Annotated in this window: 25 protein-coding genes and 1 other RNA gene; 13 read left to right on the forward strand and 13 right to left on the reverse strand. The window is 72.8% G+C overall.

Annotation, left to right across the window (positions count from 1 at the left end; genetic code table 11):
- Nucleotides 1–11: 11 nt before the first annotated feature.
- From AB0C78_RS20585 to AB0C78_RS20620, 8 genes are all read right to left on the reverse strand, one after another.
- Nucleotides 12–368 carry a hypothetical protein gene (locus AB0C78_RS20585; protein WP_360750179.1) on the reverse strand — a complete coding sequence of 119 codons (357 nt, stop codon included), beginning with the start codon at nucleotides 366–368 and terminating at the stop codon, nucleotides 12–14.
- A gap of 24 nt (nucleotides 369–392) precedes the next feature.
- On the reverse strand, nucleotides 393–992 hold the full coding sequence (locus AB0C78_RS20590) for a hypothetical protein (RefSeq protein ID WP_360750181.1): 600 nt from the start codon (nucleotides 990–992) through the stop codon (nucleotides 393–395).
- Nucleotides 985–1713, reverse strand: a complete 729-nt coding sequence (locus AB0C78_RS20595; protein WP_360750183.1) for a WXG100 family type VII secretion target — start codon at nucleotides 1711–1713, stop codon at nucleotides 985–987. The genes AB0C78_RS20590 and AB0C78_RS20595 overlap by 8 nt, the downstream gene beginning before the upstream one ends.
- A gap of 19 nt (nucleotides 1714–1732) precedes the next feature.
- Nucleotides 1733–2089: a YbaB/EbfC family nucleoid-associated protein gene (locus AB0C78_RS20600; RefSeq protein WP_360750185.1), complete on the reverse strand. Its 357-nt coding sequence runs from the start codon at nucleotides 2087–2089 to the stop codon at nucleotides 1733–1735.
- A 31-nt stretch (nucleotides 2090–2120) separates the two neighbouring features.
- Nucleotides 2121–2381, reverse strand: a complete 261-nt coding sequence (locus AB0C78_RS20605; RefSeq protein WP_360750187.1) for a YbaB/EbfC family nucleoid-associated protein — start codon at nucleotides 2379–2381, stop codon at nucleotides 2121–2123.
- 147 nt (nucleotides 2382–2528) lie between these two features.
- On the reverse strand, nucleotides 2529–2927 hold the full coding sequence (locus AB0C78_RS20610; protein ID WP_360750189.1) for a hypothetical protein: 399 nt from the start codon (nucleotides 2925–2927) through the stop codon (nucleotides 2529–2531).
- Between the two features lie 52 nt (nucleotides 2928–2979).
- Complete coding sequence (locus AB0C78_RS20615; RefSeq protein ID WP_360750191.1) at nucleotides 2980–3339, reverse strand: DUF6191 domain-containing protein; 360 nt, start codon at nucleotides 3337–3339, stop codon at nucleotides 2980–2982.
- 45 nt (nucleotides 3340–3384) lie between these two features.
- Nucleotides 3385–3969, reverse strand: coding sequence for a pyridoxamine 5'-phosphate oxidase family protein (locus AB0C78_RS20620; protein WP_151541406.1), 585 nt, complete (start codon nucleotides 3967–3969; stop codon nucleotides 3385–3387).
- A gap of 110 nt (nucleotides 3970–4079) precedes the next feature.
- Between AB0C78_RS20620 and AB0C78_RS20625 the strand changes: the two genes are divergently transcribed.
- From AB0C78_RS20625 to rnpB, 4 genes are all read left to right on the forward strand, one after another.
- Nucleotides 4080–4901 carry a Nif3-like dinuclear metal center hexameric protein gene (locus tag AB0C78_RS20625; RefSeq protein WP_360750193.1) on the forward strand — a complete coding sequence of 274 codons (822 nt, stop codon included), beginning with the start codon at nucleotides 4080–4082 and terminating at the stop codon, nucleotides 4899–4901.
- Nucleotides 4898–5641, forward strand: a complete 744-nt coding sequence (locus AB0C78_RS20630) for a C4-type zinc ribbon domain-containing protein (RefSeq protein WP_360750195.1) — start codon at nucleotides 4898–4900, stop codon at nucleotides 5639–5641. The genes AB0C78_RS20625 and AB0C78_RS20630 overlap by 4 nt, the downstream gene beginning before the upstream one ends.
- Nucleotides 5638–6729, forward strand: a complete 1092-nt coding sequence (locus AB0C78_RS20635) for a bifunctional RNase H/acid phosphatase (protein ID WP_360750197.1) — start codon at nucleotides 5638–5640, stop codon at nucleotides 6727–6729. The genes AB0C78_RS20630 and AB0C78_RS20635 overlap by 4 nt, the downstream gene beginning before the upstream one ends.
- 30 nt (nucleotides 6730–6759) lie before the next feature.
- Nucleotides 6760–7149: RNase P RNA component class A (gene rnpB / locus AB0C78_RS20640), an RNA gene on the forward strand.
- 21 nt (nucleotides 7150–7170) lie between these two features.
- Here the strand turns inward: rnpB and AB0C78_RS20645 are convergent.
- Both AB0C78_RS20645 and AB0C78_RS20650 read right to left on the reverse strand, forming a co-directional pair.
- Entirely contained in the window at nucleotides 7171–7581 is a 411-nt protein-coding gene (locus AB0C78_RS20645; RefSeq protein WP_360750199.1) for a hypothetical protein, read from the reverse strand.
- A 189-nt stretch (nucleotides 7582–7770) separates the two neighbouring features.
- A complete protein-coding gene (locus tag AB0C78_RS20650) occupies nucleotides 7771–8724 on the reverse strand; it encodes a helix-turn-helix domain-containing protein (protein ID WP_360750201.1) in 954 nt (317 codons plus the stop codon).
- 72 nt (nucleotides 8725–8796) lie between these two features.
- On the opposite strand from AB0C78_RS20650, the gene AB0C78_RS20655 reads away from it, so the two are divergent.
- Complete coding sequence (locus tag AB0C78_RS20655) at nucleotides 8797–9120, forward strand: cupin domain-containing protein (protein ID WP_360750203.1); 324 nt, start codon at nucleotides 8797–8799, stop codon at nucleotides 9118–9120.
- A gap of 31 nt (nucleotides 9121–9151) precedes the next feature.
- Nucleotides 9152–9664 carry a hypothetical protein gene (locus AB0C78_RS20660; protein WP_360750205.1) on the forward strand — a complete coding sequence of 171 codons (513 nt, stop codon included), beginning with the start codon at nucleotides 9152–9154 and terminating at the stop codon, nucleotides 9662–9664.
- 47 nt (nucleotides 9665–9711) lie between these two features.
- Here the strand turns inward: AB0C78_RS20660 and AB0C78_RS20665 are convergent, their stop codons facing one another.
- The 3 genes from AB0C78_RS20665 to AB0C78_RS20675 form a co-directional block, all read right to left on the reverse strand.
- The gene (locus AB0C78_RS20665) at nucleotides 9712–10539 is read right to left on the reverse strand and encodes a hypothetical protein (protein WP_360750207.1); all 828 of its coding nucleotides are present in this window, start codon (nucleotides 10537–10539) and stop codon (nucleotides 9712–9714) included.
- Nucleotides 10540–10635: 96 nt separating this feature from the next.
- Nucleotides 10636–12342, reverse strand: coding sequence for a sialidase family protein (locus AB0C78_RS20670; protein WP_360750209.1), 1707 nt, complete (start codon nucleotides 12340–12342; stop codon nucleotides 10636–10638).
- A 100-nt stretch (nucleotides 12343–12442) separates the two neighbouring features.
- Nucleotides 12443–13180, reverse strand: a complete 738-nt coding sequence (locus AB0C78_RS20675) for an FCD domain-containing protein (protein WP_360750211.1) — start codon at nucleotides 13178–13180, stop codon at nucleotides 12443–12445.
- 165 nt (nucleotides 13181–13345) lie between these two features.
- Here AB0C78_RS20675 and AB0C78_RS20680 point away from each other — a divergent pair, with 165 nt between their 5' ends.
- The 7 genes from AB0C78_RS20680 to AB0C78_RS20710 are packed head-to-tail and all read left to right on the forward strand — an operon-like array spanning nucleotide 13346 to nucleotide 21396.
- Nucleotides 13346–14941, forward strand: coding sequence for an ABC transporter substrate-binding protein (locus AB0C78_RS20680; protein WP_360750213.1), 1596 nt, complete (start codon nucleotides 13346–13348; stop codon nucleotides 14939–14941).
- A 34-nt stretch (nucleotides 14942–14975) separates the two neighbouring features.
- Nucleotides 14976–15935 (forward strand): ABC transporter permease, encoded by a 960-nt coding sequence (locus AB0C78_RS20685; RefSeq protein WP_360750215.1) that lies wholly within the window; start codon nucleotides 14976–14978, stop codon nucleotides 15933–15935.
- On the forward strand, nucleotides 15932–17893 hold the full coding sequence (locus AB0C78_RS20690) for a dipeptide/oligopeptide/nickel ABC transporter permease/ATP-binding protein (protein WP_360750217.1): 1962 nt from the start codon (nucleotides 15932–15934) through the stop codon (nucleotides 17891–17893). The genes AB0C78_RS20685 and AB0C78_RS20690 overlap by 4 nt, the downstream gene beginning before the upstream one ends.
- A complete protein-coding gene (locus AB0C78_RS20695; RefSeq protein ID WP_360750219.1) occupies nucleotides 17890–18906 on the forward strand; it encodes an ABC transporter ATP-binding protein in 1017 nt (338 codons plus the stop codon). Before AB0C78_RS20690 ends, AB0C78_RS20695 begins: the two co-directional genes overlap by 4 nt.
- Complete coding sequence (locus AB0C78_RS20700; RefSeq protein ID WP_360750221.1) at nucleotides 18903–19853, forward strand: dihydrodipicolinate synthase family protein; 951 nt, start codon at nucleotides 18903–18905, stop codon at nucleotides 19851–19853. Before AB0C78_RS20695 ends, AB0C78_RS20700 begins: the two co-directional genes overlap by 4 nt.
- Nucleotides 19850–20707: an ROK family protein gene (locus AB0C78_RS20705; RefSeq protein ID WP_360750223.1), complete on the forward strand. Its 858-nt coding sequence runs from the start codon at nucleotides 19850–19852 to the stop codon at nucleotides 20705–20707. The genes AB0C78_RS20700 and AB0C78_RS20705 overlap by 4 nt, the downstream gene beginning before the upstream one ends.
- The gene (locus AB0C78_RS20710; protein WP_360750225.1) at nucleotides 20704–21396 is read left to right on the forward strand and encodes a putative N-acetylmannosamine-6-phosphate 2-epimerase; all 693 of its coding nucleotides are present in this window, start codon (nucleotides 20704–20706) and stop codon (nucleotides 21394–21396) included. The genes AB0C78_RS20705 and AB0C78_RS20710 overlap by 4 nt, the downstream gene beginning before the upstream one ends.
- Nucleotides 21397–21475 lie beyond the last annotated feature (79 nt).

Here is a 21475-nt window from a genome sequence, read left to right on the forward strand (position 1 = left end):
GGCCGGAGCCGTCACCCGTACCGCGGCCCGTCCAACTCCGGCCGATGCCGTAGCCCCGCCTCCCGCGCCTTCTCCGCCGCCTTCCGCGCCGCCTCCGCCTCGGCGGCCGAGTAGACCCCGGCGACCTGGTACATCGTCTCCCGAGTCTCGATCAGAGAGTTGGCCGAAGCCTGCAACCTCCGCAGCGCCTCGTCCTTCATCTGGGAGTAGCTCCGCTCGGCCGCCTCGCCGAACTTGCTCAACGCCCCAGGGGCGAGCCAGGCGCCATCGATGCTGACCGACGCGTCGACCCACATGTTCACCGCGTCGTTGATCTTGTCTCCGGCCTCGATCAGGTACTTCTTCCCCTTGAGGCTGTATCCGCCCATCGATCCTCCTCGCTGGAGCCCAGGTCATGAGTGCAGATGCGAGATCATCTCGTTCGCGAGGGACTTCGCCGTGTTCTCCATGTTCTGTTCCTTGAGGGCCGAGGAGTCCGTGGCGGTGTAGTCGGCCTTGAGGACCGTGTATCCCTGACGGACGAGGACGCTCAGGGATTCTGGGCCCTTCTGCCAGCAGGCTTCGTCGGCAGAAGTGGACAGCTTGGAGCAGTCTTCATCGTCCTGCAGACCGTGGTAGGTCGTCTTGGCCTCGCCGTACTTCTCGGATCCGGCACGCCGCAACGTCTCCGTCACGACGGAAACGTTGAGCAGCCCACTCGTTTTTGAAAGTTCCGTGGACAATGGCGCCTGCCAACTGCAGCCACTGGAACCGGCCGTCCTCTGCGCCGGCGTCAGGGTGTGATCTCCCACCAGTTCCTGGGCCAGGGATGCGTTGATCAGGGTGCACGCGTCGGGAGCGACAGCCCCGGTCCTGATGAAACCGGTGTCTACGGCGGCGCCGCCCGAGCAGCCGGCCACAAGGGATCCACCGGCGATCAGAGCGAGGACGACCTCGTGTGCGCGCTTCCTGGGGCCAGGGCGTTGCCGGGACTCGCGGCGCATGTCAGCCATAGGTCCACTTGCCCTTGTCAGAGGCGATCGAGGGCATCCTCGCCGGAGCCTGGAGCTGGAGAATCTGGCCGTGCAGTGCCTGCATCGCGCCGGCCTCCTTGTTGCAGATGTAGGCCAGATTCTTCTTCCTGGAGTTGACGTTGCCGATCCAGATGCTGAGTATTCCGTGGAGCGCGGCCCATGCCGCGCTGTCCACGTCGCCCTTCTGCGTCTCCAGTTCCTTGTGGTATTCGATGGCCTTCTGGAGGGTCTCCATGTACTCCTTCATGCCCTCGTTGTACTGGTCGACGACCTGGTTGTGCAGGTCGACCAAGGCGTCTCCGATGGCCTGAAGGACCTTCGCGTTATTGTCTGCGGTGGATATGGCGACCCCGTCCATGTACTGCTGATAGGCCGCGAAGGCCCGGCCGCTCCAGTAGCCGCCGAGCTGGATGTACGAGATCTTCATCGGATCGATCGAGTCGTGGTAGTGCGCCGAAGCCTGATACCACTTCTCCGCGGCCTTCCGCACGGCTGCGGGGTCGGGTTTCATCCGCTGCAGTTCTTTGTAGGCCTTCAAGACCTCCGTGCCCAGCAGCACCGAACTGGCGACATCGATCAATATGCCCGGAACGGTGGGGCCTTCCTGCGGCTGCTCGAGGCCGGTGGCCGCGCCGCCGGGACCGGAGTTCGTGCCTCCGCCACTTCGACCGGGCCTCGGGCGTGGTCTGGGTGCGCTCATGCTGGGGCCCTCTTTCCGGTCAGACGCGGTTGCGGCGGGCGATGCCGGCCGCTTCCTGCTTGTACTGGGCGCTCGCCTCGGCACGCGCGGCCGCGAGGGCTTCGAGGATCCTGCGGCCGAGGGAATTCCGGTCGGACGTCGCGAGGGCATCGCGGTCGAGCGAGAGGCGGAGAAGGCGGCCGTCGCCGTCCACCTCGATCGTGCCGAGCCCGGGGCGGATCTTCTGTGCAATCCGCACATACCGCTGCTCGGCGTCCAGGCCGGACAGTTGATTCGCGTAGTCGGCCGCCGCCTGCTCGATCTCGCGCATTCGCCGTTCCGCCGCGTCGAGTTCGGCCAGCCGTTGCTCGGCGTGGGCTCGCGCGCCGGCGTTCATGGGAGGTCTCAAGGTCACTGGCTCCCCACGGCTACTCGTCGCCGAACATGCGGTCGTAAAGGCGTTCCGCGAGGGCGGCGGAGCGGTCTTCGGCTTCGTTGACGGCTTCCACGATGCCCGCCTCGATGAGCCGGAGCCCGGCCGCGTCCAGGCGGGTCGTGTCGATGCTGAGGTCCAGGAGCCGGCCGTTCCCGTCGATCTCCGCTGTGACCAGGCCGCCGGCCTTCACGGTCGTTATCCGGGCTCGGGACAGCTCGGCGTGCACTTCCTTGAGTTCGGGAGGTGGGCGCATTGACTCGTCTCGTGGCTCGGGGGAACGAGAGTTGTCAGGAGAGTGTAGTGGCGCGTAAGGACGGCGCATAGACGGTCATTGGCGCTTCACTCTTTTGATGCCGCGCGGTGGTGCGTGCTTTGTGAGTGATCTGCGGGAATGGCGGGGTCAGAGTTTGGGGGTGAAGGGGCGGCGGTGGGCGGGGTCGTCGGGTTCGGCCTGGGCGCGCAGGGCCGTCTCGACCAGCTCGATGGCCTGGAGGAGCGAGACGAGGCGGGCCCCCTCGCGGCGGTAGGCCTCCAGGACGGCCTCGACGCCGTGCGGCGGGACGAGGACCGCGAGATCGACGCGGGCCGAGCGGAACCCCTCGCGGGCGGCCTCGACGGACGCGTTGACGTGGTGCCGCGCCATCCGCGCGAGCGCGATCGGGTACCGGCGCAGGACGCCGTAGCGCCGGTACTCGGGCGGGACGAGCTCCAGCAGCCAGCTCAGAGCCGTGTCCTCGAAGCGGTCGGTGCCCGGTGGATGCACCTGCGAGGGCCAGCCGGGCGGAACGTAGGTGCTCACGCGTCCACGATAACCCGGAATTCGAACCTATGTTCGACCCGAACCGGACAACTCAGTCGGTTGCGGGCGGCGTGATCGGGCCGTTGCGGCGGATCCTGATCTTGCCGGAGTCCAGGTCGTCGCGGGCGGAGCCGTCCCCGGCCTGCTCGTGGTCGTCCTGGCGCAGCACCTTCTGCCGCTGCTGCTCCTCCTGCTTGACCTTCTTGGACCCCTCGAACGCCGACGCGAGGTCCTCGAACATGCCGCCGCCGAAGCCGGCGCCGGTCTCGCCGTCGCCGCGGATGGCGCCCATCAGCGTCGACCGGCCGGTGCCCTCCGTGGGCCAGTCGACGGGCTCGTGACCGGCCTGCTCGGGACGGTTGCCCATCGGGCGCCCCTTGACGCGCTTGCGGCGGCGAAACGGTGACTTCACACAGACTCCAACGCGACGAGCCTCCAGATTGATCCCGGCGGGCGTTCAGCCTCCGAACGACCACCGGGTGGGAGAACCGGTGAAATCTCCCTGACGCAGCCCGAACGCCTTCTGTGGCCGCACCGCGACGGTCGCGTTCACCTCCGGGTCCAGGAAATCGACACGATAGCGGGTCGCGTACTTGGAGTTGACCAGGTCGATGAAGCGCTGCAGGTCCCGGGGCTCGGTGACGACCTCGGCGCGGCCCTCCAGGACGACGGGGTTCTCGGCCTCCTCGGTGGCGACGACGACCTGCGGGTTCGCCCGCAGGTTCACCATCTTGCGGGACGGGACGCTGCTGCTGAACATCAGCGCCTCCCCGGACCAGGCGCCCCACACCGGCATCGCGTGCGGGCGGCCGTCCGGCCGGACGGTGCACAGCCAGAAGTTGCGGGCGGCGCGGAGCCGCTCGACGGCCCACGACCAGGGGAGCAGGCCGCTCCCCTCGGCGGGCCCCCGGATCCCGTAACCGGGCATGTGCGGGCGGTCTGCGGCGGGCTCCGGCGCCGGGACGAACCCGGGGCGGGGCTCCGATGCCAGGGCGAATCCGGACGCGGGCTCCGGTGCCGAGGCGAACCCGGAAGCCGACATGGCGCTCTCCCTTCTGCGGACGTTCCCCGGCCCATCGTTTCAGACCGCGGAGCCTCCCGGTGACGCTCGGTGGCTCGTTGGGAGCGGCTCGGCGCGGTAGCCTGCGGGACGTGCGCCTATCCCATGTCATCGCGGCTCTCGACGAGCTCTACCCGCCGTCGTGGGCGGAGCCCTGGGACGCGGTCGGCCTGGTCTGCGGCGACCCCGACCAGGAGGTCCGGCGGGTGCTGCTCGCGGTCGACCCGGTCGCCGCGGTGATCGACGAGGCGCTGGAGTGGGGCGCCGACCTGGTCGTGTGCCACCATCCGCTGCTGCTGCGCGGGGTGCACTCGGTGGCCGCGACGACGCCGAAGGGCCGGCTGGTCCACCGGATGATCGCGAACGGGGTCGCGCTGCACACCGCGCACACCAACGCCGACGTCGCCGATCCGGGGGTCTCGGACGCGCTGGCGCGGGCCGTCGGGCTCACCGGCGAGCTGCGCCCGATCGTCCCGGCCGCCGACGATCCGCGCCGCGGCCTCGGCCGGATCGGGGAGCTGGACGCGCCGGTCACGCTGCGGGAGTTCACCCGGCGGGCCGCGGCGGGGCTGCCGTCCACCGCGTGGGGGCTGCGCGCCGCGGGCGACCCGGACCGCGCCGTCCGGACGGTCGCGGTCTGCGGCGGCGCCGGCGACTCCCTCCTCGACACCGTCCGCGCGGCGGGCGTCGACGCGTACCTCACCGCCGACCTGCGGCACCATCCCGCGTCGGAGTTCGCCGAGCACGGCGGCCCGGCGCTGGTGGACGCCGCGCACTGGGCGACGGAATGGCCCTGGCTGGCGGACGCCGCGCGCCGCCTGGCCGCCGCCGCACCCGAAGCGGGCAAGTTGGAGACACGGGTGTCCACGCTCGTCACCGACGCGTGGAGCCTTCACGCAGAAGGAGAACAGTGAAAGCCGCACCGCAAGCCCAGCTTCGCCTGATCGACCTGCAGGACCTGGACAGCTCGCTGGACCGGCTGGCGCACCGCCGCCGGACGCTGCCGGAGCTGGCCGAGATCGAGCGGCTGGAGGGCCGGCTCGCCGAGCTGCGCGACGCGATCGTGGCGGCCGAGACCGACGCCGGCGACCTGGCGCGGGAGCAGAAGAAGGCCGAGCAGGACGTCGACCAGGTCCGCAGCCGCGCCGAGCGGGACCAGCAGCGCCTGGACTCCGGGCAGGTCACCTCCGCCAAGGACCTCAGCGGCCTGCAGGCCGAGATCGAGTCGCTGCACCGCCGCCAGTCCGACCTCGAGGAGGTCGTGCTGGAGATCATGGAGCGGATCGAGGAGGCCGACGGCCGCGTCGCCGCGCTGCGCGCCGACCAGACCGCGGCGCAGGAGGAGCTCGCCGCGGTCGTCGCGCGCCGCGACGCCACGCTGAAGGAGATCGACGAGGAGAACGGCACGACCGGCGCCGCCCGCACCGCCGTCGCCAAGGACGTCCCGGACGACCTGCTCGGCCTCTACGAGAAGCTGCGCGGCCAGTTCGGCGGCGTCGGCGCGGCGAAGCTGTTCCGCGGCGCCTGCCAGGGCTGTCATCTGGCGCTCAACACCGTCGACCTGAACCGGATCCGGGCGGCCGCCGAGGACGAGGTCGTCCGCTGCGAGGAGTGCCGGCGCATCCTCGTCCGCACCCCCGAGTCGGGCCTGTGAAGCTGATCGTCGAGGCGGACGGCGGGTCCCGGGGCAACCCGGGCCCGGCCGGGTACGGGGCCCTCGTCCGCGACGCGCTGACCGGCGAGGTGCTGGCGGAGGTCGCCGAGTCGATCGGGATGGCGACCAACAACGTCGCCGAGTACCGGGGGCTGATCGCCGGGCTGACGGCCGCGGCGGGGATCGACCCGTCCGCGCGGGTCGAGGTGCGGATGGACTCCAAGCTCGTCGTGGAGCAGATGTCCGGCCGCTGGAAGATCAAGCACCCGGACATGATCCCCCTCGCCCTGCGGGCGCGGGAGGTCGCCGAGGGCCTCGGGTCCGTGTCCTACGGGTGGATCCCGCGCAACCGCAACGCGCACGCCGACCGGCTCGCCAACGAGGCGATGGACGCGGCGGCGCGCGGCGAGCAGTGGTCGCGCAAGGTCGAGGAGCCCCCGCGGGAGGAGTCCCCGGGGCCGCCGCCCGTCTCGTCCACCCCCACCCGGACGATCCTGCTGCGGCACGGCGAGACGCCCCTGTCCGTGGAGAAGCGCTTCGCCGGGACGAACGACGTCCCGCTGACCACCACCGGCCTCGCCCAGGCCCGCGCCGCCGCGCTCGCCCTCAAGGACCGCGGCCTCGAGGCGATCGTCACCTCGCCGCTGGCGCGCTGCCGCGACACCGCCGCCGAGGTCGCCGCCGTCACCGGCCTGGACGTCCGCGTCGAGGACGGCTTCCGCGAGACCGCCTTCGGCGACTGGGAGGGCCTGACGTTCGCCGAGGCCGGCAAGGGCTGGCCGGCCGAGATGAAGGCGTGGCTCGCCGACCCGGAGGCCGCGCCGCCCGGCGGGGAGAGCTTCGCGCAGGTGTCCCGCCGCGTCCGCACCGCCCTGGACAAGCTGAAGGTCCGCAACCGGCAGCAGACGGTCCTGGTCGTCTCGCACGTCACGCCGATCAAGCTGCTGGTCAAGGACGCCCTCGGCGCCCCGATGAAGGCGCTGTACCGGATGCACCTGGACGTCGCGTCCCTCACCGCGATCGACTGGTACGCCGACGGCCCGGCGAGCCTGCGCTCCTTCAACGACGCCCATCACCTGGAACGCTGACCGACCCGCTAGAGTTCTGTGTACGGCGGACGAGCCGGCCGGACGGCCGCGTCGGGGAGCGATCCCCGTCGAGGAAAGTCCGGGCTCCACAGGGCAGGGTGGTCGGTAACGCCGACCCGGGGTGACCCGCGGGACAGTGCCACAGAAAGCAGACCGCCACCGGTTCCGCCGGTGGTAAGGGTGAAACGGTGAGGTAAGAGCTCACCAGCGCCCACGGTGACGTGGGCGGCTCGGTAAACCCCACCCGGAGCAAGGTCAAGAAGGGGCCCCGCAAGAGGCCCCGCGCAGGTGCCTGAGGGCGGCCCGCCCGAGCCTGCGGGTAGACCGCTGGAGGCCGCCGGCAACGGCGGTCCGAGATGGATGGCCGTCACCCGCCCTCCGGGGCGGGCACAGAACCCGGCTTACAGGCCGACTCGTCCGCCCTGCTCGTATCGAGTGGTGCTACTGATCGTCTTTCGCGTTGCCGCGCTGGCCCTGTTGTTGCAGGGAACGCTTCAGGTCGGCCTGAGTTCTGTCAAGGTATGACGTTCGTAGTGTCAATTCCCTGAGGGCGGCCCAAGCATACAGGACGAAGGCGATGAACCCGATCGCCGTCGCGCTGACCGCAATGCGCACTCGACCATCCAGTTTGCGCGAGCATTCGGCGGCGGCGATTTCAGCGGAGTCGTGGGAGAGGGAGTCGGGAGTCAGGTCATCGATAAAGGATTTGGAATCGTAGAAAGGCGCGACCGGGCAGAAGTGGCTGTCATGGCCGGGGCTGTTCGGTTCCGAGTAGCGTGCCGGTACGAACATTGCGAGCAGCGCGAGCGCCCCGAGGACGAGTGCGAGGACAAGCCCGACGATCTTCGTCATGACGCGCTCCGTTTCCTCGTGAGCGGACTTCTCTTCGTCCAAACCCCGGAAGGCCGCATGCTGCCGCGTTCAAAGGGACGATCGGCGGGGGCGGGGAGCCGGGATGATCATCGATCATAGGGTATGGGTGGTTTGAGGGTAAATCTTAAGGGTCGACCTTTATGGGGATGGCGAGTTCGGCTCGGGACCTCATTCTGCGGGGGTGGTGCGGAAGGCGCGGCGGTAGGCGCCTGGGGTGGTGGCCAGGGCGTTCAGGAAGCGGCGGCGGAGGTTGGTGGCGGAGGAGAGGCCTACCCGGCGGGCGATGGCGTTCAAGGGGAGGTCGGTGGATTCCAGGAGGTCCTGGGCTGCGGCGATTCGCTGGGCGAGGAGCCATTGGCCGGGGCTGGTGCCGAGCTGGTCGGTGAAACGGCGGGTGAGGGTGCGGGGGGAGACGCCCGCGTGCGCGGCCATGGTCTCGATGGTCACGGGCTCGTCGAGGCGGGCGGTGACCCAATCGAGGAGGGGCGCGAGGGTGTCGTCGATGTGGGCGGGGTGGGGCGGGGACGAGTACTGCAGCTGGCCGCCCTCGCGGTGCGGCGGCATGACCATGGTCCGGGCGACGTGCGCGGCGTAGCGGGCGCCCTGGTCGTTGCGGACCAGGTGCAGGCAGAGGTCGAACCCGGCGCCGGCGCCTGCGCTCGTGGCCACGTCGCCGTGGTCCACGTACAGGACGTCCGGGTCCAGCTGGACGTGGGGGAAGCGCGCGGCGAACTCGTCGGCCTGCGCCCAGTGGGTGGTGGCGCGGCGGCCGTCGAGGAGGCCGGCGTGCGCCAGGGCGAAGGCGCCCGAGCAGATGCTGACGATGCGGGCCCCGCGGGAGTGAGCGCGGCGCAGGGCCTCCACGACGGCGGGGGAGGGCGGCTCCGTGGTGGGCAGCCAGCCGGGGACGATCACGGTCTTCGCTTCGTCGAGGGCTTGCAGGCCGGTGGTGACGAGCATGTCGAAGCCGGCGAGGGTGCTGACGGGGCCGGGGTGCTCGGTGCAGACGCCGAAGTCGTACCTGGTCGGGAGCCCGGCACGCTCGATCCCGAAGACCTGGGCCGCGCAGCCGAGCTCGAAGGTCGACTGCGGCGGGCGGACGAGCGCGACCACACGGTGCATGGCCTGAAAGTACCGCAGGATGTCTTTCCAGACACTCGGCGGGGCGGTGGCGCCGTCGCCAGGGTGGGTGCCATGACGACAGATCTTGGTTACGCGTGGTCCTCCGTCCAGGACGCTCCGGTGCGCGAGCTCTTTCCGGGAATCCGCCTGCGCCCGTTGTGGAGCGGGGACGGCGGCGCGAAGGCCTTCGTGCTGGAGATGGACGCGGGCACGTGCTGGGAGGGCGTGGACGTCCATGAGCCGGGGCCCGAGGAGGTCTTCGTGGTCTCGGGCGTCTTCAACGACGGCGAGCGCGACTACCCGGCCGGCTCGTTCATCCACGCGCCCGCGGGCTCCTCGCACGTCCCGCAGACGACGACCGGCTGCACCCTGTTCCTCTTCTATCCGGAAGGCTGAGCCGTCGCACCGGCCCAACTAGGTTGGGTCCATGACGACGCTCGCCCAGCTTCGCAAGGCCGCCCTTTCCTATCCCGAGACCGCCGAGCAGGTCATCGGCTCGGGAACCGTCGCCTTCACGGTGCGGGAGAAGCGGTTCGCGTCGGTGGGCGACGACGGCCTGGTGGAACTCCGGCTCCCGGCGCCCGATGTGGACGGCGTCCTCGCCGCGCATCCGACGGCGCGCGGTGCGGCGGACGGCGTGCGCGTCCCGATCGGCGATGTCAACGGCCAGCAGCTCAACCACTGGGTGCGGCGCGCCTGGCTCGCGCAGGCGCCGGAGCGGCTGGCGGCGCGCGTGGCCGCCGGGGACGCGGCGAGACCCGGTGAGGTCGGCGACCTGCCGAAGGCCATCGGCGGGCCCGCCACCCGGGCCCTCGCCGGCGCGGGCATCACCCTGCTCGCCCAGGTGGCCGCCCTGACCGACGCCGAACTGCTGGCGATGCACGGCGTCGGTCCGAAGGCCGTCCGCATCCTCCGCGAGGCGGTCCGCGAGCCGCGTTGAGGTGCGGCGTGCCGCCCCTTCGAGCGGGCGGCACGCCACGGGCGGGCTCAGTAGCCGCCGGGGGCGCCGCTGCCGGTCGGGGTGCCCGTCGGGGCGCCGGTCGGGCTCTCCGGCGGGCTCTCGGTCGGGCTGCCCGGGCTCTCGGTGGGACTGCCCGGGCTCTCGGTGGGACTGCCCGTCGGGCTCTCCGTGGGGCTGGTCGTCGGGCTCTGGGCCGGGCCGCCCGGCGGGACGACGCCGCCGGAGCCGGGCACGGTGATCTTGGTCTGCATGCCGAGCGCGCGGTGGTCGTCGATCGGGCACCAGAGCTTGTACGTGCCCGGCTGCAGGCTGAGGTTCAGCTTGGCCTGCCGGCCGGGCGAGATCCCCGGGGTCACCTTCGCGTTGGTGATGCCCGGACCGGAGATGGCCAGGGCGTGCTGCATGGTGCCGATGTTCTTCGCGATGAAGACGTACGGGCCCGCCTTGAAGGTGGTCTGGGAGAGCTTCAGCGAGTACTCCTTCTCCGTGACGGTGACGGTCGTGGCCTTGGGGTTGGCGGGTGCGCCGCCGCCCGGGGCCGGCGTCGTGGCGCCGGGGGCGGTCGGGCTCCCGCCGGGGGTCGTGGGGCTGCCGCTGTCGGTGGGGCTGACGCTGTCGGTCGGGCTGCCGCTGTCCGTGGGGCTGCCGCCGTCGGTGGGGTTCCCGGTGTCGGGGGCTCCCGTGTCCGGGCCGCCGGTGTCGCCGCCGCCGCCCGGGGTCTCGCCGCCCGGCTCGGTGGTCGCCGGGGCGCCGGGCTCCGGGGCCGTGGTCGCGTGCGCGGTGCTGACGGGGAGCAGGGCGCCGGCCGCCAGGACGACGGCGCCCGCTGTGGTCGAAATGGTGGATTTGTTCATAATTGCCGGGCTCCCCGGGGCGCCTCCGCCGAAACCGCGCAGGTGTTGCCGAAAGTCCAGGTCAACGGCGGTTTCGGCGGAGGTCGAAAGGCGTGGTCAGGGGGCCAGCCAGGGGAGGGTGAAGCGGGTGAAGACGATGCCGCCGGTGTCGCCGATCTCGTAGAGGTCGCCGACCGAGCCGTCGGCCAGGACCGCCATCGTCGAGTACCCGGCGGTGCCCGGCTTGAGCAGCGCCTCCTGCGGCCAGCTGGAGCCGTCGTCCCTGCTCAGCCGGACGGTCAGGTCGGTGCGGCCGGTGGCGGCGTTGTTGCTGTGCAGGGCGGTGCCCGTCAGGGGCGGCGCGCCGGACGAGGGCAGCGCGTAGGAGATCTCGTCGCCGTTGCAGCCCGGGTCGATCAGGCCGCTGTTCCAGGCGGTCCCGTAGGCGGCGGTGACGTCGGCGGCGGTCGCGTACCAGCGGTTGCCGCCCGCGTTGGAGCGCATGTTCTGCGCGACGCGGCCCGTCGACCGCTGGATGATCTTGTTCTCGTTGACGCCGGTGCCCGCCGTGGTGCCGTTGTGCCACGTCGCGCCGTGGTCGTCGGAGTAGATGTTGGACGCGTGGTCGCCCGACGAGTCGTGGTAGACGATCGGCTGGACCAGGCGTCCCGAGTTCAGCTGGACGCCGTGGCCGGACGAGGCGAACATCCCGGCCCAGGCCGCGTCGCGGACCTGCGGGTTGAGGTCCGTGGCCGCACTCCAGGTCGCGCCGCCGTCGGTCGAGGTGACGTAGCGGATGTGGGTGTTGGTCGTGGCGGTCGCGGAGGTGTCGCCGGCGGTGGAGCCGTAGTAGCCGACGCCGGGCCCGGGGGAGTAGGTGAAGAAGCAGAAGATCTTTCCGGTGGTGCGGTCGACGAGCAGGCTCGGGTCGCCGTAGCCCTCGGACGTGGTGGGCGCCTGCGCGATGATCTTCGGGGCGGAGAACGTCACGCCGCCGTCGGTGCTGCGGACCATCGCGACCCGGATGTCGTTCGTCCCGCCGCCGAGGTCGTAGCTGCCGTCGACGCGGGCGTCCATCGTGGCGATCACCGTGCCGTCGTTCGCGACGGCGAGGGCGGGGATGCGCACGGACTTCGCCGCCTTGCCGAGCCCGGAGATGACCGTGGACGTCGTCAGGACGCTCTGGGCGTTCATCCCGGGCCGGCCGGAGCCGAGGCCGCAGCCGGACGTGCCCGCGACGGTGCGGCTCCAGCCGCCCGATGAGACCTGGAACGTGTAGGGCGTGCCGTCCGGGACCGTCCACTGGAGGCTGTTGTCGCCCGATGACGCCGGGACGTTCACCGACCACGGGGAGCCGGACCGGCCCGGCCAGGCGACCGTGAACGTCCGGGCGGCGGGGGAGCGGTTGTCGAGGATCAGGCGCAGCCGGTGCGGGTCGCCGCAGTCCATGGCGGCGCGGGCGGTGAGGGCGTCCGAGCAGTCGAGGGTGCCGGTGTCGGTCTGGTCGAGGCCCTGCGGCGTGGTGGTGCGGAACGTGTAGGCGGTGCCGGACGGCTTGGTGAAGTAGAAGTGCGAGCTGTCGCCGGCGGCGACGTTCGCCGTCCAGGTGCCCATGCCGGGCCAGGTCAGCGTGAACGTCGTCGCGGAGGACGTCCGGTTGACGACGGTCTCCTGGACGCGGCCGGACGTGCAGTCGGTGGTGACGACCGCGGACTGGCCGGTGGCGGCGCGGGCGGCGCGGGCGGTGGCGGGGACGGCGGTCGCGGCGAACACGGTGACCGCGGCAACGGCGACGGCGGCGGGGACGGGGTGGAACCGGGGCATGGCCTCACCTTCACATTGGACATGGGACGTAGGATGTCCTGTCGCGAAGGAAGGTAGGCGCGGGCGCCGGGGCCGTCAAGCCCCGGCGCCCGCGCGGCGGTCACGCGCCGGAGCCGTCGCGGGCCGTGCCGAGGCGCTCGCGGATGCCGCGGAAGTGCGCCGCCATGGCGGTGGCCGCCGCCCCGCGGTCGCCGGAGACCAGCGCCTCGTAGATGTCGCGGTGCCGCTGCGCCACGTCCGCCGCCTCCTGCCGGACGGGCGCGAGGTCGTGCTGCAGCGTCCGGTAGACGTCCCAGAACGCGCCGAGCAGCTGGTTGACGATCGGGTTGGCGAGCGGCCGGTACAGCAGCTCGTGGAAGAGCCGGTCGGTCTCCGGGGTCACCTGGCCGGCCGCGGCCTCGGCGTCCATCCGGCGCATGATCTCGTCCAGCTCGGTGGTGTCGGACAGCAGGTGGCGGTCGATGACCTGCTCGACCAGGCCGCGTTCGAGCACCTCGCGGACGTCCACCAGGTGCGCGAGGTCGTCGCGGCCCTGCCGCTTGGACATGCGGGCGTGGAAGGTCAGCTCGTCGACGAGGGCGCCGAGCGACATGCTGCCGACGTACATCCCGAAGCCGTGCCGGATCTCCACGATGCCGACGGCCTGCAGCGCCTTGAGCGCCTCGCGCAGCGAGTTGCGGCTGACGTCCAGCTCCTCGACCAGCTCGAACTCGGTGGGCATCGGGTCGCCCGAGGCCAGCCCGCGCTCCAGGATCAGCTGCTTGATCGCCTGCTGCACCTCCTCGGTGCGGCTGCTGCGGCCGCGCGTCGCACGTCCCCGCGTCCGAGCTGCGGTCATCGGCTCACGCTCCCCATCGCGTCGATCGGTATCGGGACCGGCACTTGACCTGGCCGGTGCCGGAGCCTACGGTACACCGACGAACGACGTTGGATGTCCTACCTCCCCTCCCACCTGCGGTCGCCTACCCTGCGACCGCCCCACCCCTTCCTTCCAGGAGACGACGTGACCGATCTCCAGCCGGGCCGCGGCCTGCACCGCCGCGACTTCCTGCGCTACACCGGGCTCCTCGGCGCGGCCGCCGCGATCACCGCCGGCGTGTCCGCGTGCGGCGGCCCGTCCTCCACCGGCTCCGGCGGATCCGGCGGCTCCAAGGACACGATCCAGGCCGCGCTCGCCTACGCCCTCTCCGGCGGCTTCGACCCGATGACGTCGTCCAGCGCCGTCGCCGTCGCCGCCAACTTCCACGTGCTGGAGTCGCTGGTCGACCTCGACCCGGTGACCCGGCAGCCCTACAACGCGCTGGCCGAGGCCGCGCCGGAGAAGGTGGACGACACCACCTACCGGGTGCGGATCCGCGACGGCGCCACCTTCCACGACGGCTCCAAGGTCACCGCCGACGACGTCGTGTTCAGCTTCGAGCGCGTCCTCGACCCGAAGAACGCCTCGCTGTTCGTGCAGTTCCTGCCGTTCCTGGACAAGGTCAAGAAGGTCGACGACAGCACCGTCGAGTTCACGCTCAAGTACGCGTTCGCGCTGTTCTCCGAGCGGCTCGCGGTCGTCCGGATCGTGCCGAAGAAGATCGTCGAGGCGGACCAGAAGAAGTTCGACGCGCTGCCGGTCGGGTCCGGGCCGTTCAAGCTCACCGCCGCGAGCGCCACCGGCGGGCTGTCGTTCGCCAAGTTCGACGCCTACAACGGGCCGCGCCCCGCGAAGGTCGCCAAGATGACCTGGCTGCTGCTGTCGGACCCGTCCGCCCGGGTCACTGCGCTGCAGTCCGGACGCGTCCAGGCGATCGAGGCCGTCCCGTACCTGAACGCCGCCGAGCTGAAGAAGTCCGCGGACGTCGAGGCGGTGCAGAGCTTCGGCCTGCTGTTCATGATGTTCAACTGCAAGGTGAAGCCGTTCGACGACGTGCGGGTGCGGCAGGCGCTGCACTACGCGCTCGACACCGACAAGCTGATCAAGACGGCGCTGCTCGGCAACGCGGCCGCCGCGACCAGCTTCCTGCCCGCCGGGCACCCCGACTACGTCAAGGCCTCCACGGTCTACGGGTACGACCCGGACAAGGCGAAGCAGCTGCTGCAGCAGGCCGGGGTCAGCGGGCTGAAGGTCGAGCTGATCACCACCGACACCGACTTCGTCAAGGACTGCGCGCCGCTGATCAAGCAGAGCTGGGACGCGATCGGCGTCGCGACCACGCTGAACGTCGGCCAGTCCGGCGGGCAGTACGCCAACCGCGTCGACACCGGCAAGTACCAGGTCATGGCCGCGCCCGGCGACCCGTCGGTGTTCGGCAACGACGTCGACCTGCTGATGCGCTGGTTCTACGTCGGCACCTGGCCCGAGCACCGCAGCTACAACGCCGGCACCCCCGAGGCGAAGAAGGTCGTCGACCTGCTCGACCAGGCCGCCCGCGAGGCCGACGCCGCGCGGCGCAAGGCGCTGTGGGGGCAGGCGATCGACGTCGTCGCCGAGCAGGCCGCGCTGTACCCGATCTTCCACCGCAAGCTCGACACCGGCTGGAAGGGCGAGGAGCTGCCGGGCTTCCGGCCGATGGCGACCACCGGGCTGTCGTTCCTGAACGTCGGCCGCTCCTGACCGTCCCGGATTCCGCAGAAGGGACACCACCCGGATGGCAACGATCCTGCGCATGGCGCTGGGACGGCTGCTGACCCTCGTGCCGATGGTGCTCGGGATCACGCTGTTCGTCTTCGTCGTGCTGCGCTTCTCCCCGAACGACCCCGCCTACAACGCGCTCGGCGAGGGCGCGACGCCCGAGGCGCGGCACGCCTACGCCGCCGCGCACGGGCTCACCGACCCGCTGCCGGTCCGCTACGTGCGGTTCCTCGGCGACCTGCTGCACGGCGACCTCGGGCTGACCGCGCCGCCGAGCAGACCCGTCACCGGCGCGATCGGGACGGCGTTCCCGCTCACCCTCCAGCTGACGCTGCTGGCGGTGCTGGTCGGCGTGGTGTTCGCGGTGGTCCTCGGCGTCACCGCGGCGCTGTTCCGGGACCGCTGGCCCGACCAGGCCATCCGGGTGCTGTCCATGGCCGGCGTCGCCATGCCGTCGTTCTGGCTCGGCATCCTGCTGATCCAGTGGTTCGCGCTGCGGTTCGGCTGGTTCCCGACCGGCGGGTACGTCAACCCCGGCGACTCGGTGGGCGGCTGGCTGCGCAGCCTCGCGCTGCCCGCGATCGCCGTCGGGTTCCCGGTCGGGTCGCTGCTGGCCCGGGTCGTGCGGACCGCGATGGTCGAGGAGCTCGACCGCGACTACGTGCGCACCGCGATCGGCGGCGGGCTGCCCCGCGTCGTCGTGGTCGGCCGCAACGTGCTGCGCAACGCGCTGATCACCCCGCTGACCGTGCTCGGCCTGCAGATCGGCTACCTGCTCAGCGGCGCCGTCGTGGTCGAGGCGATCTTCGGGCTGCCCGGCCTCGGCACCCTCATCATGCAGGGCGTCACCGCCGGCGACCCCGCCCTCGTGCAGGGCGTCGTGCTGTGCATCGCGCTGACGTTCCTGGTCGTCAACCTGCTCGTGGACGTGCTGTACCTGTTCGCGAACCCGCGGCTGAAGGGAGCGACGCGATGACCGTCCTGCTACGGGGATGGCGGCGGCTGCGGCCCGCGTCCCGGATCGCGCTGGGCGTGCTGCTGGTGATCGTCGTGGCGGCGCTCGCCGCGCCGCTGATCGCCCGGCACGACCCGCTGGCCACCGGCGTCGCGGGGCAGGCGCCGTCCGGCGGCCACTGGTTCGGCACCGACCGCGTCGGCCGCGACGTGTTCGCCCGCGTCCTGTACGGGGCGCGCTGGTCGCTGGCGATCGGGCTCGGCGCCGCGTTCCTCGCCCTCGTCGCGGGGGCGCTGCTCGGCTCGGTCGCCGCCACCGCGCACCGCGCCGTGGACGAGGCGGTGATGCGCTGCCTCGACGTGATCATGGCGTTCCCGGCCGTCGCGCTCGCCGCCGTGCTGGTCACCGTGTTCGGCAAGAGCCTGCCGGTGCTGATCGGCACGATCGCGTTCCTGTACGTCCCGCAGGTCGCGCGGGTCGTGCGCGGCAACGTGCTGTCGCAGTACGGCGAGGACTACGTGGCCGCCGAACGCGTCCTCGGCGCCCGCCGCGGCCACATCCTGTGGCGGCACGTCCTGATCAACTGCGCGGCGCCGATCCTGGTGTTCGTCACGATCGTCGTCGCCAACGCGATCGTGTTCGAGGCGAGCCTGTCGTTCGTCGGCGCCGGCGTCCAGGACCCGGACCCGTCGTGGGGCAGCGTCATCGCCTACGGCAAGACGCTCGTGCTGGCGGGCGGCTGGTGGGCGACGTTCTTCCCCGGCCTGTTCATCCTGGTCACGGTGCTCGTGCTGAACGTCCTGTCCGAGGGCGTGTCGGACGCGTGGGCCGCGCCCGCCGCCCGCTCCGACACCGAGGCGGCCCCCGACTCCGGGACCGCGGCCGCGACCGTCGCCCGGCCGGCCGCGGTCCCGGCCTCAGCCCCGGCCCTCCAGCTGGACGGCGACCTGCGCGAGGCCGGACGCCGCCTCGCCGACCGGGCGCGCCCCCTTCCGGACGGCGAACCGCTGCTGCGCGTCGAGGACCTCACCATCGGGTTCCCCGGACGCTACGGCGACGTCGACGTCGTCGACCGGGTGTCGCTGGAGGTGCGGCCCGGCGAGGTCGTCGGCCTCGTCGGCGAGAGCGGCTGCGGCAAGAGCCTCACCAGCCTCGCGATCATGGGGCTGGAGCCGCGCGGCGCCCGCGTCGGCGGACGGCTCCTGTTCGACGGCCGCGACCTGCGCGCCCTGCCCGCCAAGCAGCGCCGCGCGCTGCTCGGCCACGACATGGCGATGATCTACCAGGACGCGCTGTCGTCGCTGAACCCGGCGATGACGATCCGCGCCCAGCTCCGCCAGCTCACCCGGCGCGGCGGCACCCGCACCCCCGCCGAGCTGCTCGACCTCGTCGGCCTCGACCCGGACCGGACGCTGCGCGCCTACCCGCACGAGCTGTCCGGCGGGCAGCGGCAGCGCGTGCTGATCGCGATGGCGCTGTCCCGCGACCCGAAGCTCGTCGTCGCCGACGAGCCGACCACCGCGCTCGACGTCACCGTCCAGGCCGCCGTCATGCGGCTGCTGCTGCGGCTGCGCGCCGAACTCGGGTTCGCGCTGATCCTCGTCTCGCACGACCTCGCGCTCGTCGCCGACGTCACCGACCGCGTCGTGGTGATGTACGGCGGGCAGGTCGCCGAGGCCGGCGTCACCTCCGAGGTCGTCGGGGCGGCCCGGCACCACTACGCGCGCGGGCTGCTCGGCGCGGTCGTGTCGCTGGAGGCGGCCGACGCGCGTCCCGTGCAGATCCCCGGCACCGTCCCGTCGCCCGCGCACTTCCCGGCGGGCTGCCGGTTCGCCGACCGCTGCGCCGCCGCCACCGAGCTGTGCGCGACGACCCGTCCCGAGGCGTCCGGCGAGCCGCACCGGCACGCGTTCGCCTGCCACCACCCGATCGGCGCGGCCGAAGCGCACGTCACCGCCAAGGCGGGAGAACCGCGATGACCCCACCCGTCATGGAACTGCGCGGCGTGCACGTCCGGCTGCCGGTGCGCGGCGGCAACCCGCTGCGGCGCGCCGTCGTGCACGCGCTGACCGGCGCCGACCTCGCCATCGGACGCGGCGAGACCGTCGGGATCGTCGGCGAGTCCGGCTGCGGCAAGTCCACGCTCGCGAAGGTGCTCGTCGGGCTGGCCCGGCCCACCGAGGGCACGGTGCTGTTCGAGGGCGACGACCTCGGCGCGCTGAAGTCCCGCGAGCGGTCGGCGCGGCTCGGCTCGTCCGTCGGGATGGTCTTCCAGGACCCGGCGACCGCGCTGAACCGGCGGCTGCCCGTCCGCGCGATCCTCCGCGACCCGCTCGACGTGCACCGGCGCGGCACGCCCGCCGAACGCGACGCCCGCGTCCGCGAGCTGATGTCGCTGGTCGGGCTGCCGCCGCACCTCGCCGCCGCCCTCCCCGGGCAGCTGTCGGGCGGGCAGCGGCAGCGCGTCGCGATCGCCCGCGCGCTCGCGCTCGAACCGTCGCTGCTGGTCGCCGACGAACCGACGTCCGCGCTCGACGTGTCGGTGCGCGCGCAGATCCTCAACCTGATGCTCGACCTCAAGGACCGGCTCGGGCTGTCGATGGTGTTCGTCTCGCACGACATCCAGACCGTCCGGCGCATGTCCGACCGCGTCGTCACCATGTACCTCGGCCGCATCGTCGAGGACGCCCCGGCCGCCGCCGTCGCCCGCGGCGACACCCGCCACCCGTACACGCGGGCGCTGCTGTCGGCCACGCCGAGCCTCCTCGACCCGATGGAGCCGATCCGGCTGGACGGGCCCGTCCCGTCCGCCGTCCACCCGCCGAGCGGCTGCCCGTTCCGCACCCGCTGCTGGCGCGCCACCGGGGAGTGCGCCGAGGCGATGCCCGCGTTCGCCGAGGCCGGCGACGCCGGGCACGCCTACCGCTGCCTGCATCCCGTCACCGACCCGTCCGACCTCGCCCTTTCCCCCGTTTCCCAGGAGATCCCGTGACCGCCGCTCCCGCCGGACCCGCCGCCCCGCCGCTCACCGGCGTCGTCCCCCCGGTCTGCACGCCGCTGACCCCCGACCTGGACGTCGACGCCGCGTCCCTCGAACGGCTCGTCGACCACCTCGTCGGCGCCGGCGTCGACGGGCTGTTCGTGCTCGGCTCCACCAGCGAGGTCGCGTTCCTGCCCGACGCGCACCGCCGCACGGTGCTGGAGACGGTCGTCAAGCACGTCGCCGGGCAGGTCCCGGTGCTCGCCGGCGCGATCGACATGACCACGCTGCGGGTCATCGAGCACGCCCGCGCCGCCGCCGAGCTCGGCTGCGACGGCGTCGTCGCGACCGCGCCGTTCTACACCCGCACCCATCCGGCGGAGATCGAGGCGCACCTGCGCCGCGTCGCCGCCGCCGTCCCGGTCCCCGTCTACGCCTACGACCTGCCGGTGTCCGTGCACTCCAAGCTGGACGCGGCGATGCTGCTGCGGCTCGCGGAGGAGGGCGTCCTCGCCGGCGTGAAGGACTCCAGCGGCGACGAGGGCGGGCTGCGCGGGCTGCTCGTCGCCCTCCGCGACGCGGGGACCGGCGGGTTCAGCGTGCTGACCGGCTCGGAGCTGACCGTCGACTCGGCCCTCGCGATGGGCGCGCACGGCGTCGTCCCCGGCCTCGGCAACGTCGACCCCGACGGGTACGTCCGGCTCTACCGGCTGTGCCGCGAGGGCCGCTGGGACGAGGCGCGCGCCGAGCAGGAGCGGCTGCTGCGCCTGTTCGACATCGTCAACGCCGGCGGCGCCACCCGGATGGGGCGAGGGTCGTCGGCGCTCGGCTCGTTCAAGGCCGCCCTGCACCTGCGCGGCGTCATCGACTGCCCGGTCACCGCACCGCCGCAGATCCAGCTGGACGCCGCCGAGACCGGGCACGTCCGCCGCACGCTGGCCGCCGCCGGGCTGCTGTGAGCGGCGGGACGCTCGCCGCGCTCGACATCGGCGGCACGAAGATCGCCGCCGCGCTGGTGGACGCGGATGGAACGGTCCTGCGGCGCGGGCGCGTCCCGACCCCGGCCGGGGGAGGCCCCGCCGTCCTCGCCGCCGCGGCCGGACTGCTGGACGGCCTCGCCGACGGTCCGCTCCGCGCGCTCGGGGTGGGGGCGCCCGGCGTGATCGACCCGGCGACCGGACGCGTCGTCTCCGCGACGGACGTCCTGCCCGGCTGGGCCGGGACGCCGGTCCGCGAGACGCTCGCCGACCTCACCGGCCTGCCCGTCACCGTGGTCAACGACGTCCGCGCCATGGCGTACGGCGAGGCACAGGCGGGCGCCGGAACCGGCTTCCACCGGGTCCTGCACGTCTCGGTCGGGACCGGCGTCGGCGGCGCGCTGACCACCGGCGGAGACCTCGACCACGGGGCGCACGGCACCGCCGGGGAACTGGCGCACCTGCTCGTCCCCGAACGGGGGCCGGTGCCGTGCGGCTGCGGGCGCCGCGACCACCTGGAGGCCGTCGCGTCCGGCCCCGCCATCGCCGCCACCGGCGACGCGCCGCGCGCCGGCACGCTGCTGGGACGCGCCCTGGCCGGGCTCCTCGCCGTCCTCGACCCCGACGCCGTCGTGATCGGCGGCGGCGTCGCGCAGATCGGCCCGCCCTACCTGGACGCCGTCGCCGCCGCGTTCCGGGCCGAGGCGCTGCCGCCGCTGCGCGCGACCCCGATCGTCCCCGCCCGGCTCGGCACGGACGCGCCGCTGGCCGGCGCGGCCCTGCTCGCCGGCGCGGCCCTGCACGCCGGATCCACCTCGCACGGGAGCGCCCGTTGAACGCCGAGACCTTCGCCGCCGCCGTCACCGGCCGGCTCATCGTGTCCTGCCAGGCCCCGGACGGGCATCCGCTGCGCGACACCGCCGCGCTCGTCCGGATGGCGGAGGCCGCCGCCGGGGGCGGCGCCGCCGCGATCCGCTGCGGCGGGGTCGGCGGGACGCCCGACGTCGCCGCCATCGCCGCCGCCGTGGACGTCCCGGTCATCGGCCTGACCAAGGACGGCACCGGCGGCGTGTTCATCACGCCGACCGTCGAGGCGGCCCGTTCCGTCGTCCGGGCGGGGGCGCACGTCGTCGCGGCCGACGCCACGTCCCGGCCGCGCCCGGACGGCCGTCCGCTCACCGAGACGATCAAGGCCGTCCACGACGAGGGCGCGCTGTTCATGGCGGACGTGGCGACGCTGTCCGAGGGCGTCGCCGCCGCCGAGGCGGGCGCCGACATGGTCGCCACGACCCTCGCCGGCTACACGGCCCCCGGACCGCCCCCGGACGGTCCCGACCTGGAGCTGGTCCGGGCGCTGCGCGAGGAGCTCCCTGGCGCGCTGATCGTCGCCGAGGGCCGCTATCACGCGCCCGCGTCGGCGTCCGCGGCGATCGAGGCGGGCGCGTCCTGCGTGGTCGTCGGCACCGCGATCACCGACCCCCGCTGGATCACCGCCCGCTTCGCCGCCGCCCTCCCATCCCGCTGAAGGAGGGACCTCAGGTCGGCGGCGGCCTGGCTCGCGGCCTGGGCGGCGGTCGCGGAGACGCCGCCCAGGCCGAAGAAGC

Origin of the sequence: Actinomadura sp. NPDC048394, assembly GCF_040651755.1 — a bacterium.
Taxonomy (GTDB): Bacteria; Actinomycetota; Actinomycetes; order Streptosporangiales; family Streptosporangiaceae; genus Spirillospora; species Spirillospora montaniterrae.

Coding starts and splice junctions, on each gene's coding strand:
- AB0C78_RS20605 (WP_360750187.1), bottom strand. CDS start 2,381: ATGCGCCCACCTCCCGAACTCAAGGAAGTGCACGCCGAGCTGTCCCGA.
- AB0C78_RS20585 (WP_360750179.1), bottom strand. CDS start 368: ATGGGCGGATACAGCCTCAAGGGGAAGAAGTACCTGATCGAGGCCGGA.
- AB0C78_RS20660 (WP_360750205.1), top strand. CDS start 9,152: ATGACGACGCTCGCCCAGCTTCGCAAGGCCGCCCTTTCCTATCCCGAG.
- AB0C78_RS20595 (WP_360750183.1), bottom strand. CDS start 1,713: ATGAGCGCACCCAGACCACGCCCGAGGCCCGGTCGAAGTGGCGGAGGC.
- AB0C78_RS20665 (WP_360750207.1), bottom strand. CDS start 10,539: ATGAACAAATCCACCATTTCGACCACAGCGGGCGCCGTCGTCCTGGCG.
- AB0C78_RS20670 (WP_360750209.1), bottom strand. CDS start 12,342: ATGCCCCGGTTCCACCCCGTCCCCGCCGCCGTCGCCGTTGCCGCGGTC.
- AB0C78_RS20685 (WP_360750215.1), top strand. CDS start 14,976: ATGGCAACGATCCTGCGCATGGCGCTGGGACGGCTGCTGACCCTCGTG.
- AB0C78_RS20600 (WP_360750185.1), bottom strand. CDS start 2,089: ATGAACGCCGGCGCGCGAGCCCACGCCGAGCAACGGCTGGCCGAACTC.
- AB0C78_RS20620 (WP_151541406.1), bottom strand. CDS start 3,969: ATGTCGGCTTCCGGGTTCGCCTCGGCACCGGAGCCCGCGTCCGGATTC.
- AB0C78_RS20590 (WP_360750181.1), bottom strand. CDS start 992: ATGGCTGACATGCGCCGCGAGTCCCGGCAACGCCCTGGCCCCAGGAAG.
- AB0C78_RS20675 (WP_360750211.1), bottom strand. CDS start 13,180: ATGACCGCAGCTCGGACGCGGGGACGTGCGACGCGCGGCCGCAGCAGC.
- AB0C78_RS20645 (WP_360750199.1), bottom strand. CDS start 7,581: ATGACGAAGATCGTCGGGCTTGTCCTCGCACTCGTCCTCGGGGCGCTC.
- AB0C78_RS20650 (WP_360750201.1), bottom strand. CDS start 8,724: ATGCACCGTGTGGTCGCGCTCGTCCGCCCGCCGCAGTCGACCTTCGAG.
- AB0C78_RS20690 (WP_360750217.1), top strand. CDS start 15,932: ATGACCGTCCTGCTACGGGGATGGCGGCGGCTGCGGCCCGCGTCCCGG.
- AB0C78_RS20655 (WP_360750203.1), top strand. CDS start 8,797: ATGACGACAGATCTTGGTTACGCGTGGTCCTCCGTCCAGGACGCTCCG.
- AB0C78_RS20695 (WP_360750219.1), top strand. CDS start 17,890: ATGACCCCACCCGTCATGGAACTGCGCGGCGTGCACGTCCGGCTGCCG.